15 protein-coding genes are annotated in these 13,584 nt (G+C 54.5%); 7 read left to right on the top strand and 8 right to left on the bottom strand.

Annotated features, from left to right (window positions below; all coding sequences use genetic code 11):
• Positions 1–82 precede the first annotated feature (82 nt).
• The 3 genes from L971_RS05090 (at position 83) to L971_RS05080 (ending at position 4,240) form a co-directional block, all read left to right on the top strand.
• Positions 83–1,786: a methyl-accepting chemotaxis protein gene (locus tag L971_RS05090; protein WP_081977045.1), complete on the top strand. Its 1,704-nt coding sequence runs from the start codon at positions 83–85 to the stop codon at positions 1,784–1,786.
• A 105-nt stretch (positions 1,787–1,891) separates the two neighbouring features.
• Entirely contained in the window at positions 1,892–2,641 is a 750-nt protein-coding gene (locus L971_RS05085; protein WP_047374687.1) for an SDR family oxidoreductase, read from the top strand.
• Positions 2,642–2,908: 267 nt separating this feature from the next.
• On the top strand, positions 2,909–4,240 hold the full coding sequence (locus L971_RS05080) for a S1C family serine protease (RefSeq protein ID WP_047374685.1): 1,332 nt from the start codon (positions 2,909–2,911) through the stop codon (positions 4,238–4,240).
• A 47-nt stretch (positions 4,241–4,287) separates the two neighbouring features.
• Here the strand turns inward: L971_RS05080 and L971_RS05075 are convergent, their stop codons facing one another.
• Entirely contained in the window at positions 4,288–5,169 is an 882-nt protein-coding gene (locus L971_RS05075) for a M48 family metallopeptidase (protein WP_231557564.1), read from the bottom strand.
• Positions 5,170–5,294: 125 nt separating this feature from the next.
• Between L971_RS05075 and L971_RS05070 the strand changes: the two genes are divergently transcribed.
• Both L971_RS05070 and L971_RS15145 read left to right on the top strand, forming a co-directional pair.
• Positions 5,295–5,519 (top strand): hypothetical protein, encoded by a 225-nt coding sequence (locus L971_RS05070; RefSeq protein ID WP_047374683.1) that lies wholly within the window; start codon positions 5,295–5,297, stop codon positions 5,517–5,519.
• 18 nt (positions 5,520–5,537) lie between these two features.
• Complete coding sequence (locus L971_RS15145) at positions 5,538–5,702, top strand: hypothetical protein (RefSeq protein ID WP_029334429.1); 165 nt, start codon at positions 5,538–5,540, stop codon at positions 5,700–5,702.
• Positions 5,703–5,719: 17 nt separating this feature from the next.
• On the opposite strand, the gene L971_RS05060 is transcribed toward L971_RS15145, so the two are convergent.
• Positions 5,720–6,940: a trypsin-like peptidase domain-containing protein gene (locus tag L971_RS05060; protein WP_047374681.1), complete on the bottom strand. Its 1,221-nt coding sequence runs from the start codon at positions 6,938–6,940 to the stop codon at positions 5,720–5,722.
• Between the two features lie 239 nt (positions 6,941–7,179).
• On the opposite strand from L971_RS05060, the gene L971_RS05055 reads away from it, so the two are divergent.
• The gene (locus L971_RS05055; RefSeq protein ID WP_047374679.1) at positions 7,180–7,959 is read left to right on the top strand and encodes a VLRF1 family aeRF1-type release factor; all 780 of its coding nucleotides are present in this window, start codon (positions 7,180–7,182) and stop codon (positions 7,957–7,959) included.
• A gap of 30 nt (positions 7,960–7,989) precedes the next feature.
• On the opposite strand, the gene L971_RS05050 is transcribed toward L971_RS05055, so the two are convergent.
• Complete coding sequence (locus L971_RS05050; protein WP_047374676.1) at positions 7,990–8,901, bottom strand: cation diffusion facilitator family transporter; 912 nt, start codon at positions 8,899–8,901, stop codon at positions 7,990–7,992.
• Positions 8,902–8,999: 98 nt separating this feature from the next.
• Here L971_RS05050 and L971_RS05045 point away from each other — a divergent pair, with 98 nt between their 5' ends.
• Positions 9,000–9,560 (top strand): AAA family ATPase, encoded by a 561-nt coding sequence (locus tag L971_RS05045; RefSeq protein ID WP_047374675.1) that lies wholly within the window; start codon positions 9,000–9,002, stop codon positions 9,558–9,560.
• A 34-nt stretch (positions 9,561–9,594) separates the two neighbouring features.
• Here the strand turns inward: L971_RS05045 and L971_RS05040 are convergent, their stop codons facing one another.
• From L971_RS05040 to L971_RS05020, 5 genes are read right to left on the bottom strand one after another with little or no spacing between them, the layout of a single operon-like run.
• Complete coding sequence (locus tag L971_RS05040) at positions 9,595–10,290, bottom strand: ChbG/HpnK family deacetylase (protein ID WP_047374673.1); 696 nt, start codon at positions 10,288–10,290, stop codon at positions 9,595–9,597.
• Entirely contained in the window at positions 10,283–10,576 is a 294-nt protein-coding gene (locus L971_RS05035) for a PTS sugar transporter subunit IIB (protein WP_024370665.1), read from the bottom strand. Before L971_RS05035 ends, L971_RS05040 begins: the two co-directional genes overlap by 8 nt.
• Complete coding sequence (locus tag L971_RS05030) at positions 10,573–10,872, bottom strand: PTS lactose/cellobiose transporter subunit IIA (RefSeq protein WP_047374796.1); 300 nt, start codon at positions 10,870–10,872, stop codon at positions 10,573–10,575. Before L971_RS05030 ends, L971_RS05035 begins: the two co-directional genes overlap by 4 nt.
• A 29-nt stretch (positions 10,873–10,901) precedes the next feature.
• Complete coding sequence (celB, locus tag L971_RS05025; RefSeq protein WP_029693677.1) at positions 10,902–12,221, bottom strand: PTS cellobiose transporter subunit IIC; 1,320 nt, start codon at positions 12,219–12,221, stop codon at positions 10,902–10,904.
• Positions 12,218–13,537: a 6-phospho-beta-glucosidase gene (locus L971_RS05020; protein ID WP_047374670.1), complete on the bottom strand. Its 1,320-nt coding sequence runs from the start codon at positions 13,535–13,537 to the stop codon at positions 12,218–12,220. The genes celB and L971_RS05020 overlap by 4 nt, the downstream gene beginning before the upstream one ends.
• Positions 13,538–13,584 lie beyond the last annotated feature (47 nt).

Raw genomic sequence — 13,584 nt, 5'->3', positions numbered from 1 at the left:
ATTAGGGGATATCTTCCGATGAAAGGAGTGAAACAAAAACAGAAAGAAATAGAGGTGGGAGAGGGCAAGTTCCTCAACAGAGATGAAACGATTCAAAACACTGTCATTAAAACAAAAGCTATTCAGCGGCATCGGGTTGATTTTACTGTTCGTCGCCATCGGGATGGGGTTCATTCTATGGACGTTGCAAGATACGACGAGCCGCTACGAAGCGATGATTTCAAAAGACGTCATGAGAATGAAAGCGGCCGATGAATTATCGCTCGGGATGACACGTCAAGCGTACGGGCTCCGCGGCTACATCCTTGAACAAGACGACGCCCGCCTCGAGGCGGAACGTCGTGGTTCGGAAGATAAAGAAGCGGCGATTAAAGCGTTGCTTGCACTGTCGGAATCGGAAGAAGAGACGAAACAGTTAGAGAATCTCTTATCATACGCCAAAGGGTACGACGATTTGGCGAAGCAGTTGATTGCGGCCATCGATGCCGGCGACCAAGAGAGCATCGACCGGCTCGCGCTACGCCTCATGCCGGACGTGACGGCTTCAATCATCGAGTCGGGTGAGACGATGCAACAAGAGTCGGAGGCAGCCATGCTCGAGAAGCAAGAGCAGTTGAAAGACCGGGGCGAAGGTGCTGTTATGTATTCAGCTATCATGGCGGTCGTCATTCTCATCTTGACGCTCGCCGCCGGGTACTTCTTGCAACGCACGGTCACCGTCCCACTTCGTCTCCTCGCGAAAGAAGTCGACGTCGTCGCAGCGGGCGATTTGACGCGCGAAGATTTGCAGGCGTTGACGCGTGACGAGATCGGTCAACTCATGGTCGGCTTCAACGGCATGAAGACGAACCTTCGCGACTTGATCGACGAGGTGAGCCGGAACGCCCAAGAGATCACGGCCCAGTCGGAAGAACTGTACGCGAGCACAGAAGAGATGTCTTCGCAGACGGAAGAGACGACACGGATGATCGAGCGGGTCGTTGAAGAGACGGTCGCGCAAGCACGGGAAGCGACCGGCAGCGCGAAAGCGGTCGCCGCGGCTGATGAAGGTGTCGACCAGATTGCCCGTTCAATCGGGACGATCAGCGATGACGTCTCGAAAAGCCTCAAGCTTGCCGAGGACGGCGGCGAGACGATCCAGCAAGCGAAACAAGAAGTGCTCGCCCTTGAGACGGAGACACGCCTGACGGGCGATTCGATCGCGATATTGAAACGGCAGTCAGAAGAGATCGCGCTCATCACCGAAGTCATCCAATCGATCACCGACCAGACGAACTTGCTCGCCTTGAACGCGGCGATCGAGGCGGCACGGGCCGGCGAACAAGGAAAAGGGTTCGCCGTCGTCGCCGAAGAGGTCCGGAAGCTCGCTGAACAGTCGAAACAGTCGGCGACAAAGATCGCCGGTTTGATCGAGTCGATCCAAGTCCAGTCGAACGCGGTGCTGACGCGTCATGAAATGAGTGCGAAACGTGTCGAAGTGAACACGAGACTGCTCGAGAAAGCGACGCAGGCGTTCGGCCAAATCGTCGAGCAGTTAGAGAAATCGGTCGAGAACACGCTCCATATCCGTGAAGCGTCAAACGAGATCGCCGTGACGACGAAACAAGTCGCGACGGCCGCACTCGGGATCGCCAGCGAGAGCGAACAGATGGCGGGCACGATGCGTGGTGTCGGTGAGACGGCCGATTCCCAGCTCGCGATGATTCAAGAGCTGAACGGTGTCGCCGAATCACTTGGCACCATGACCGGTGACCTTCAAACGTTGATCGGAAAATTCAATACGTGACAAGAGCCGTCTGCGGACGGCTTTTTGTATGTTCAAAGGATTGACGAGAACGTGTTTCGGGAATTGCCGAAAAGAACGCATTTTACGGAGAAAAGGGGAATCATCATGAAATATACGGTCATCACAGGTGCCAGTTCAGGAATCGGATACGAGGCGGCGAAACAGCTCGCGAAAAAAGGGAAGTCGCTCGTCCTCGTGGCGCGTCGCACCGACGAACTCGAGAAGTTGCGTCAAGAGATCAAGTCGATCTCACCGGACAGCGACATCATCTTGAAGACGAACGATTTATCGTATAGCGAGAACGTGTACGCCTTGTACGAGTCGCTCGCTGACCTCGACATCGAGACGTGGATCAACAACGCCGGGTTCGGCGATTCGAACCTCGTGAAAGACGCCGAGGTCGGGAAGATGGAGAACATGATTCGTCTGAACGTCGAGGCGCTCACGGTGCTATCGAACTTGTACGTCCGTGACTATCATAACGTCGAAGGCGCGACGCTCGTGAACGTCGCGTCCGTCGTCGGGTATTACATCGCCAAAAAAGGCGTCACGTACAGCGCGACGAAGTTCTTCGTCAGTGCCTATACGGAAGGGATCGCGCGTGAGCTCATGAACAACGGGGACAAACTGCGGGCGAAAGTGCTCGCGCCGGCGGCGACGGAAACCGGGTTCGCGAGCCGGGCCCGTGAAGAGGCAGACTTCGACTATAGCCAAAACGTCGAGAAGTATCACACGGCCGAGGAGATGGCGGAGTTCTTAATGCAACTGCTCGAGAGCGACGAAGTCGTCGGGATCGTCAATCATGAAGATTACTCGTTCGAGCTGCGCGGACCGATTCATCCATTTATGGGGTGAAATAAAGACGAATCAGTATAAGAAAAGGCACTTCGCTGCGAGCGGAGTGCCTTTTCTGTGCCGCAAAACGACTGCTGTACGCCTAAAGTTTACTAATGACTACGTGCTAGGTTCAAAATAAAAATCCGCATCACATGGATTCTTAGAAAATTGAAAAAAAGAGTAAACAAATCTTAAGGAATCTATTTCCATTTCGCGTGAAGGAGACGACTTTTTCTTAATTGATTTTCCTATAATGAGACTGACTTGATGAGAGGAGTGGAGTGGATGAAGCGTTGGATCAGTATCATATTGATGATGTTATTATTTTTCGGAACGGTTCCCCAACCTGTTGATGCTGCCTCGAAATTAACAGTGACACCAAAGACGGTCACGTTGATGACGGGAACATCAAAAGTAGTGAAAGCGACGGCTTCAGGTGTGAAGAAACCCGTCTATGTGTGGCAGTCCTTAAATCCTAAAGTGGCGACTGTCGTGAACGGGAAGATTACCGGAAAAGCCGTTGGCAAGACGACGGTGACGGTGACGGTCAAAGGAACGAAACTAAAACAAAACGTTGCTGTTACGGTCACGAAGCGAAAGTATAACGCGACCGATTTGTTTAAAATGGCAAACCCGTCCGTGGCGTTGGTTGAGATGTTGAATGATCGAGGACAAGTCGTTTCTTCTGGAAGCGGGTTTGTCGTCAATAAAGGTGAGGTCGTGACAAATTTCCATGTCTTGCAAGGTGAAGCGAACGTGGAAGCGAAAGTCTCATTTGCGAATGGCTCATTCGTACGCACAAAAGTAATCAAACGTTACGATGAGACTTTAGATTTGGCCGTTCTCGATATTTCGCGAATCGCCACGGCACCTCCCGTCTTAAAGATGAATGGAACCAGAGTGGCGACGGGAGAAAAGACATATGCGTTAGGAAGTCCGCGTGGCGTAAGCAACACGATTACCGAAGGGATGATTAGTAACAACAGTGTCGTCGTGGACGGGCTTGAGTACTATCAATTCAATGCGAGTACTACTTACGGGAATTCGGGAGGACCGCTCTTGAATATTTATGGGGAAGTGGTTGGTGTGGTCACATGGATGTTTGAGAACTCACAAAACATGAACTACGCAGTCCCGATTCGTCAGCTAGGATTACTCGATGCACGTCAAACGGCATTAATTGAGGACGTTCAAATTCCTACTCTCCCTGTGCCGTATGGAAAAGGAGATACGTTTGAAGAAGAGCCAAATGATGAATGGCTGAAATCAGACATTTTACGTTATGCAGATGGCTACATTCGCGGGACGACTTTAAATCTAGATGATGTGGATGTGTATGTGTTCAACGTTGAAAAACGAACAGCGTTAGACTTTTTCGGCACATACGGGGATGCCCGATTGTCGCCGTACTTCGCATACGGTATTTATGATTTAAATGAGGAACCAATCGCTTTCAGTGAACCGTTTGTATCTACAAATGGAAATGGAGTGACGTACCAAACGCTCCAGATGACGGTTAACCCAGGCATCTATTTTCTTGTTGTCTTCCCGCTTGATGGATTGTCTCGCACCGCTTACGTGAATAAAGACTACTTGATTATGCATAAATTCCGATAAACATAAAACATCCCGCCCTCGTTGTCTGAAGGCGGGATGTTTTATGTTCATGACGGTCGCATCGAATCCGGATAGCCGCCGGTCACGCGATGGGTGAGCCGGTGATACCAATAGCGAAGACGCAGACGGTACACGTAGAAACGTGACGTGTTCGGCAAGATGACGTTGTCGACATAGTCGGCGAACATGGCGCGGAACATTTGATCTTCGCTGTCGTCGTATGTCGCACTCCACATGCCGTGTTCTTGGACTTCGATCAACATGTGGACCGTCTCGTCGTCGAGCTGTTCATGCTCCGGGTTACGCTTGACGAGCATCTCGACACGATGGCTACAGATGGAAGCATAGAGCGAGTGGGCCCGTGGGTTGCGCGGATTCGCGTTCAAGTAGCCGATGGCCGCCTTCATGAGCTCGTCGTTCATCTCGAGCGGGATCTCATCGAACACTTGGAAAAACTCGAGCAGCATCGGGGCCGTCTCTTCATTGAACCCGGCGAGGCGGACGTAATGCATCAAGTGGAGCCCGGCCTCCCCGTAAAACTTGCGATGGAAATAATGGATGGCGAGCGCCCGTTGCGCCATCGGCACGTGCGGATAGCGTTCGACCGCCCGTAAATAATGTTGCTCGGCTTCGTATGTGAATCCGGAATCGTCGCTCAGTGCGCCGAGGAGGCAATGGATGAGGAAGTGGTCCCCAAGCGTGCTCGCCTCGTCGAGTTGTTGTTTCGCCCGGTCGAACTCGCCTTCACGGATGAGCGGGTAGGCGCGCATCGCCGGGAAGAACGGGTCGTTCGGGAACGCCGTCTCGCCGCGCTTGACGAGCGTCTCGATTGCTTCTGTGTTATAGTCCTCGCTCAATTCTTCGAGGAGCATCATCTCGAGAAACGTACGCTGGAATTCTGGGGTGTTTAAATCGATGGTGTGTTTCAAATGGTGTCCCTCCGTACGTGTGTGATTGTTGCTTTATTATACAAGCGAATGCGTGAATGGAGTAGAGTTTTTTCAAAAAATGGGAAAAGAAAAAGAGTGGAGCTTCACACAAAGGAGGGATGGAGATGGTGACGTTCACGGGCTATATCGTCGACGTCGGGGAAGGGACGATCCGGGTCGCGCCCCGTGCCGAGGCGGAGCCGTTCGACGGAATCGTGTTTCATTTGAAAGAGGGTGTCGAACACGAACCGCCGCTCGTCGTCGGCCAATACGTCCGGGTCGAGCACGATGAGAAGATGACGCGTTCCTTGCCGCCGCAGGCGACGGCGCATCGGATCGATGTGCTATGATGGGGTTGAGGTGAGGGTATGGGAAAGGGAAATATCATTTGGCTTGGCGCGGTCATCGGCTTTAGTGCCTTGCTCGTCTGGTTGTTGCAGGACGTCATGCCATTTTGGATGTTATCGATCATCCTATTGTTGCTTGGCGGGCTGCTCGGCAACTTGCAACGAAAATTCAACAAAGACACGTGAAAAAAGCACGTCTTCCTTTATTCGGAAGGCGTGCTTTCTTCGCTTGCTGCATCTTGAGCCTCATCGGTCGATGCCGGTGGGGCTTGTTTCGGCTTGTCTTCTTTTGGTTTGTCTTCTTTGACGGGAGGTTCTTCTTTCGGTTTATCTTTTGGTTTGTTGTCTTGTTTCTTCAGTGGCTTTTCGGCTTCTTTTGCCGGCTGTTCCGGCTCAGCCGGTTCTGTCACCGGGGTTTCCGGTTCGGCCGGAGGCTCCGTGACCGGAGGCTCAGTCTGTTCTTCGGCCGGTTGTTCCGGTTCCGTCGGCTCAGGTGTCGTCTCTTCTTCTGGTGGCGGTGTCGGTTCGACCGGTTTTTCCGCCGGCGGGGCGGCCTCTTCGACTGGCGCTTCCGGCGCAGCTTCCGGTTCAGCTTCTGGCTCCTGCGCCTCTTCTTGTACAGGCGCAGGCGCTGGTGGGGCCGGTGCTTCCGTCACAGGCGCATCTTTAGGAAGCGGTGAGATCGGTGCGACTGGCGCGAGATCGGCCGTCGGAGGAGCTGGTGTGTCCGAATCGAGGAACAGACGGACGTCTTGTTCAAACAAGGCGACCGGTAACGCTTCCCCTCGCAAGTGGATGGCGAGCACACGACCGTTCACAGTCAAGAGCGGGCTGCCGATCGCGTAACGCGGCAAATCGAAGTTCCGCGTATAACCCGTCTCATTGAACGTGACCGTTCCATTGAGACGGTCTTTCGTCGTCATCGTCATGAGCGATTCATCGTTCGCGGCGATCGCCTGGGTGAACGAAAATGGCGTGAGGTCGACTTGTTCAATCCGGATGACGGCGATGTCGTCGTTTCGACCGACGACCGTTCCGGCGATCTCTTTTCCGTCACGTTCTAAGACGATATCCGTCAAGCCGGCCACGTTCGAGGCGGCCGTCAACACGTCTTGCGGACTGATCAAAAAGCCGGTTCCATAGCTGACGGTGAACAGGCTGTCTTGCAGTGCGTCAAGGTCGGCCGGGCTCGCTGCATCCGCAGAGACGGTGTCGTCCGTGATGTTCAGTTTCACTTTGTCGGCCAAGGAATCGGTCGAGCGCGGACTGTCCTTCAAATATGCGTTCGTCACGACAGCGATGAAGGCGATGAGGGCTAAGGCGAATGGGATGATGAGCAATCGATAGCGACGCGAGCGGTGGCCACACGTCGGACAAGCGGTCGTTCGCGAGCGGGTCTTCGTTCCGCATTGTGGGCAAGTCACGAGGATGACACCTTCTTTCTCTAAAACATAAGATGGTATGCCTATTCCTCAATTGGGGAAGGGGTAAACAAATTTTTGTGTGGGCATGTGGTGAGAGGGATTGACTGAACTTTTGAAAAACGGGAAAAGACTCTATGTCGTTTGTATCGCATTGTATGGTGGTCCTAATCTTGTCAGTCGCGATTCCGTTTTTGTTCATGAGTAGACTCGTTGCTTTCATTCATTGAGGAGGAGACGTTATGGGATTATCAAAAGAACTCGGTCAGATCAAGCAACTTCACAACGGGGAGTCGGGCGTACTTAGTCTATACTTGAGCACGAAACCGAGTGAGCGCGACAAGTGGGAAATCCATTTGAAGAACGAGCTGCGCCGACTCGAGCAAGAAGTCGAGGCAGGCGGTGACGAGGTAAAATTGAAAGCGTTCAAGGCTGTTCGGGAACGTGCTGAACAAGAAATCAAGAATAATGAGCATAAGTTGTTGCGCAGTATTGTCTTGTTCGCAGAAGGAGATGATGGTCTGTTCAGACTTCATTTCCTCCAACTCGATGTCGATAATGACTTCCAGTATGGGGACAAACCTAACGTGGAACCAATCGAGCGACTCGACGCCGAGTTCCCCAACACGGGAATCTTGCTCGCCCAACTTGACAGCATTACCGTCTATGACACCCGGCTCGGGGAAGTCGAAGACGTTGTCGTGTTTGATCTCGACTTAGACACGGATCAATGGAGACGGTATCAAGGGCGAGGTGCAGGGGGCCATGCGTCGTCGAGTAGCCAAATCGATCAGTTCGACAGCAGGAAAGAAAATCAAGTTCGAGCCTTTTATCGGGACGTCGCCGGCGAGATGCGCTCGCTTCGTAAACAGTATCAATGGAGTAACGTCGTCATCATCGGTCAAGACCGAAGTGCCAACTTGCTGAAAGAGGAGCTCGACATCGAGGTCAATCGGGTCGTGAACCGAAACTTAGGGCATACCGATGAAGAAGAGATATTACGGCGGGCGTTTGAATCATGAACAAAGCGAGCGACAACACGTCGCTCGCTTTTACTCTGCCCAACGATTGTCATGCGTGAACGAGACGGTCAGCCATTTCTCATACGGTAAGAAGGCGAGCGCGTCGGACAGTTGTTGCCGGATCTTGTCTTGGTCGGCGATCGTGTCGTACGGGTAGTCACGGGGGACGACGAGGTCGATTTCAAGGAACAAGACGTTGCCGGACTTCGTCGTGCGGACGTACGTCTTGTCGACATCGAACTGATGCGCGATTTGAAGGACCGTCAGCCGGATTTGTTTACTGTACGGCGTCTCGGTGTCCATGTCGATCAATTCTTTGATCGCCGTCCACATCTCGATGAGGGGTGTCCGGACGAGCCAGAGTGTGATCAACATGAGCATGAGCGGATCGATGTATGGGGCGATGGCATCGAACGACAGCCAGACGAGGATCTGGGCGATCAAGTAGCCGACGAGCGCGCTGAACGTGAGGACGGCGCTCAGGCGCCACTGGACGACCTCGGCCGTGACGAGGCCGGAGCTCGCTTTTAGTTGGAATGATTTCAAATACCGGTAAATCGCAAACGTGATCAATCCGCTAACCGTCAAATAGGCGAGCGCCCCGCCGAGGACGAGGTCGTTGCCGCCGGCGCGGATGTCGTCGATCGCACCGAGGAAGGCGTTGACGATGACGAACAAGAGGACGCCGTATTGGAACAAGATGATGAACGGCTCGATCGTGCTCTTGCCGAACGGGAAGCGCTTATCGGCCGTCAACATGAAGACGCCGGCCCGGAGTGAGATCCAGCTCATGATCACGCTCAAAAATGAATACACACCGTCGAACAAGATGAACGACGAGGAAAGCCAGAGACCGACGAGGATGCCGGCGATGGCGAAGAAAAGTGAGGCGAAGACGGAGACGCGCAAAACGAAACGTTCTATTTTTGGATCTTTTGGCATAAAGATGCCTCCTTCAATGGAAATCATCATCCTATTCCCGAAATATCGTGCCGTTATGTATGGTAAACTTTTGAAAACGAATCGGGGGATGAGTACATATGAAATTTGTCATTTTGTTCGGCCCGCAAGCCGTTGGGAAGATGACGGTCGGGCAAGAGTTGGCGAAAGAGACGGGGCTGAAGCTGTTTCATAACCATATGACGATCGACCTCGTCAGCCCGTTCTTCAGTTACGGGACGGAAGAAGGACGCCGGCTCGTTCAACTGTTCCGGGAAGAACTGTTCGAGTCGGTCGCGAAAAGCGACTTGCCGGGCATGATTTTCACGTTCGTCTGGGCGTTCGATATGGAAGAGGACTGGGCGTACGTGCGGCACGTGACGACGATTTTCGAGTCTCAAGGGGCCGACATCTTTTACGTCGAACTTGAGGCGGACATCGAGGAACGGCTCGTCCGCAACACGACCGAGAACCGGCTCACGCACAAACCGACGAAACGGGACATCGCCTGGTCGGAAGGAGAATTGAAGCAGACGGCGACGATGCACCGCTTGAACTCACGCGATGGGGAGCTCGATGTCGACAACTATTTGCGCATCGACAACACGCATCTTGACGCGGCGACCGTCGCTGAACGCATCAAACAACATTTCGAGCTATGACGAAAGCGAGTCCCAGGGAAGGGGCTCGCTTGTGTTATGCCCACCAGTCGGGGCGTTGATACGATTTGAGTAGTTCTTTTTCAACGAGACGTTGCTCGAGGTAAGATGTGACGCTCGGTAACGTGTCATCGATGTCGGCCGGATGCACCATCACCTCAATCGATGCGCCCGGTCGGATGGCGTCGAGCGTCTCTCGTGATACACCGGCGCCGTAAAATTGATCCGTGAACCGTTCGGTCACCCACAAATCCCGGCGTGCGTCGAGAGTTGATAAGGCCCGAATTGTCGTCTCATATTCTTCGGCAAGCCGGACGATGACGTCTTGAATCGGGGTCCAGCCGTGGACGTGGTGATGGCTGTCGAGGTGATGGAGTGGGAGACCTGTCGCGCGAAACGCCTCGATTTGGGCTTTCCATTCCAGATAGACGAGCTCGGGGTCCGGAGGTGTCTCCGTCAGAAAACGGTTCGTGTAGCGGAACGTGCCGTCTGCTTTCGTGAGCGGATGACTCGTCTTTGCGAGCGGGCGTCCCCACGTCAAGGCGAGATGTACCCCGACGTGGAGGGCCGGATGCTGCTTCGCGAGCAGTACGGCCTCCTCGACGGCGTGGCCGTTCATGATCATCGTCGCCGAATTGACGACGCCGTGGACGTGGCTGTCGATGATGCCTCGGTTCACGCCGGCCGTCAGTCCGAAGTCGTCGGCGTTGATCAAGACGTGCGTCTTACGCATGGACGAGACCGAGTGCTTGGTCGAGCACTTGGTCGCCTTTCATGAGTCCGTATGCCATATTGTCGATGACGGCGACCGGTACCGTGACCGACGCCTTGATTTTCCCTTCGAGGTAACGGACTTGCGGTCCGATCAAGATGACGTCGACGTTCGTTTGTTCTTTCAACCGTGACTCCGGGATCGCTTCGATCGTGGCGTCTAAGCCGCGATTCGCGGCCTCGGCCCGCATTTTTTCTACAAGGATCGATGTCGACATACCTGCCGAACAGACGAGTAAGATGTTCATTTCGTTTCCTCCAATCGATTGAGCCGTGAGATCATATCGATCATCTCGACGGCGAGTTCTTTGACGGTCATCGCCGTCATGAGGTGGTCTTGGGCGTGGACGAGCAGGACGCTCATGTCGCTCGTCGTGCCGCGCGCCTCTTCTTGCAACAGTTCGGTCTGCATCTTATGCGCCTCTAAAAAGGCGGCGTCGGCCTCTTTCATTTTCGCCTCGGCCGTTTCCACTTCACCGCGCTTGGCGGCATGGATCGCCTCGAACGCGGACGAGCGGGCGTTACCGGCGTGCAGGATGATCATGAACGACAATTGTTGTAGTGTTTCAGTTTTCACGAAATCTTCTCTCCTTCGTTGACTTCTGCTTTATTTTTATTCATTTCAGCCGTCATCGCTTTGGCGCCGGCCATGACGAACGGGATGTACATCGCCGTCGCGATCGTCAAGTTGACGAGTTGGAGCAGGACGCCGCGGACGCTGCCGCCCGTGACGAGGTAACCGCTAATGATCGGTGGCGTCGTCCATGGCACGATGGCGACCGTCTTCGGTACCATGCCTGTGGTCAAAGCGACGTACGACACGATCGTGAGCGTGACCGGTACCAAGATGAACGGGATCAACATGACCGGGTTCAAGACGATTGGGAGACCGAAGATGACCGGTTCGTTAATGTTGAACAGACCGGCTGGTGCCGACAGTTTTGCGACTTGATGGTACGGGTGTTGGCGCTGTTTCCGCACGACGATGAAGATGGCGAGCAGGAGCGCGAACGTCGTACCTGATCCACCCATGAAGACGAACGTGTCGAGGAACGGTTTCGTCACTGTGAACGGCACGTCATACGCTGAGGCGCCGGCTTGGAACGCGGCCAAGTTTTGTTCGATGAGCGGCAAGTAAATCGGCTCGATGACCGATCCGATGATGTTCGTGCCGTGTAACCCGAAGAACCAGAGGATATGGTTCAAGAAGGCGATGACGAGACCGGCCGCGAGCGAGTCGCCGAACCCTTGGAGCGGTTGTTGGATGACTTTGAAGATGACCTCGAAAATACTGAGCTCGACTTGGAGCGTCATAAACAGCTGTACACCGGCGACGAGCGTCAAGATGAGCATCGATGGAATGAGTGCTTGGAACGAACGGGTGACCCCGCCCGGCACCCCGTCCGGCATTTTGATCGTCAGTTTCGTGTTGATGAGGTAGCGGAACAGCTCGGTGACGACGATTGATACGATGATGGCGACGAAGAGACCTTGGGCGCCGAGCCAGGCGAAGTTCAGCCCCCAGTCAGCCGTGACCGGTACGAGCATGATATATGAAGCGACCGAGAGAATCCCGGCGGCGAGTCCGTCGACCCCGTACGACCGGGCCAAGTTATAGCCGATCGAGAAGGCGACGAGGAGACCGAGTATCGCGAACGAGGCGGTCCAAATGTTGCCGCCGAGCCCTTGCCAGTTGCCTTCCCCGAAGGCGTTGTTCATCATGCCGACGAAGTCGAGCGAGAAACTGCCGAGGTTGATGGCAGGGAAATTATTGATGAGGACTGCGAGTGAGCCGACGATGATGAGCGGCATGACCGACACGAAGCCGTCACGGATGGCGACCAAGTGACGCTGGGAGCCGATGCGCCCAGCGATTTCGATGAATTTGTTCATGAATAGACCTCCTTCTTGAATTGGGGTAAGTACGTTTCGTGCGCATCGAACAGCTCACGAAGGAGCGGATCGATTCGTTTCTCATCTTGAATGAGCGGGTTCATGAGACAAGCGAGATAGGCGTCGTGGTACGAGCCCGAGACGGCCGCTTTGATGGCGAGCTGTTCGAACGTCTTCAAGTTCGTGATGAGCCCTTTGATCGGGAGCGGGAGCGCACCGATGGCGACCGGGCGTGGCCCGGCCTTCGTGATGACGGCGTTCACTTCGATGACGGCGTCGTCCGGAAGATCGCGGATCGTGCCGTGATTCAGCGTGTTCACCGTCTGGATGTCACCGCGGTCGTTATAGATCGAGTCCATCAAGTTGCAGGCGGCGTCCGAGTAATAGGCACCCCCGCGTTGTTCGAGCTCTTCCGGTTTCACGGCGAGCTCGATGTCCTTATACTTCTCGAATAGCTGCGCCTCGACTTGTTGCACGACCTCGGCCCGCGTCCCGTTCTGTTCGTACGCTTCGATGTCTTTTGCGAGCACGTCTTTCGTCTGGAAGTAGTACTGATGGTACGGGTTCGGTAGCATGCGGAGCGACTGCAGGAACGATTCGCTCCAGCCGAGCCCGACGATGTTCGCCGGTGAGTAGTCGGTGCCGTTATGGAGCGCCGCCAGCACGTCGTCTGTCCGGTCGATGCCGTCGACCCAGACGTGACGGCCAAAGACGAAGTGGTTGAGCCCGATGAACTCGATCGCGACCTGCTCGACCGGTGTCGCTAAAATCTCGGCGACCGAGTTGCGCATGTTGAACGGGATGTTGCAGACGCCGATGACTTTCTTGTGGGCCGAATGGTTCAACACGGCCTCGGTGACGATGCCGGCCGGGTTCGTGAAGTTGACGAGCCACGCGTCGGGACAAATCTCGGCCATCTCGTTGGCGAGCTCGATCAACACGGGAATGGTCCGGAACGCCTTGAACAGTCCGCCGGCCCCGTTCGTCTCTTGCCCGATGAAGCCGTGCTTCAGTGGGATCCGTTCGTCGAGCGCCCGGGCCTCGAGACCGCCGACCCGAATTTGGGTCGAGACGAAGTCGGCGCCTTGGAGCGCCTCTTTTCGGTTCAACGTCCAATTGAGGTTGATGTCCGCACCCGCTTTTTGAATCATCCGCTCGGCGAGGCGCCCGACGATGTCTAATTTCTCACTTCCTTCCTCGATGTCGACGAGGACGATGTCCCGGACCGGGAACGTCGCTTGCCGCTGAATGAATCCCTCGATGATTTCGGGGGTGTAACTCGATCCTCCACCGATGATTACGACCTTGACTGCCATGATGTAACTCCTCCTTTTGTGAAAGCGATTTCTTTTTGTTGTAACAA

Source organism: Exiguobacterium sp. ZOR0005 (genome assembly GCF_000798975.1).
Taxonomy (GTDB): Bacteria; Bacillota; Bacilli; order Exiguobacteriales; family Exiguobacteriaceae; genus Exiguobacterium; species Exiguobacterium aurantiacum.
Note: the sequence above shows the minus strand (reverse complement) of the source record. Positions and strands in the feature narration are given on the sequence as shown.